This window comes from Paraclostridium sordellii, assembly GCF_000953675.1.
Lineage (GTDB): Bacteria > Bacillota > Clostridia > Peptostreptococcales > Peptostreptococcaceae > Paraclostridium > Paraclostridium sordellii.
The window spans coordinates 3,385,272-3,385,634 of the sequence record NZ_LN679998.1 but is presented as its reverse complement, the minus strand read 5'-3'; the positions used below and the strand labels follow the sequence as shown (position 1 = coordinate 3,385,634).

At 37.2% G+C, this 363-nt stretch carries 1 tRNA gene and 1 other annotated feature; the gene reads right to left on the bottom strand.

The window, feature by feature from the left end:
• Positions 1–78: a sequence feature (5S ribosomal RNA rRNA prediction is too short), on the bottom strand.
• 11 nt (positions 79–89) lie between these two features.
• Positions 90–164, bottom strand: a tRNA-Thr gene (locus tag ATCC9714_RS16630).
• Between the last annotated feature and the right edge of the window lie 199 nt (positions 165–363).

Here is a 363-nt window from a genome sequence, read left to right as displayed (position 1 = left end):
AGTACCATCGGCGCTAAAGAGCTTAACTTCTGTGTTCGGAATGGGAACAGGTGTATCCTCTTTGCTATAATAACCACATAATCTTTATTTGGAGCTAGTGATAGGAATCGAACCTACAACCTGCTGATTACAAGTCAGCTGCTCTACCGTTGAGCCACACTAGCGTATATTTTAATACTCTAAAAACTGTATAACATTTATCAGATTAAAAATCCTATGATCATTTCGCCAACGTCTAAATATTCATATGCATTCATATTTATCCCGTTGCTCAAATAATCTTGGTCAAGTCCTCGATCTATTAGTATCAATAAGCTACATACATTGCTGTACTTACACCTTTGACCTATCAACCAGGTAGTC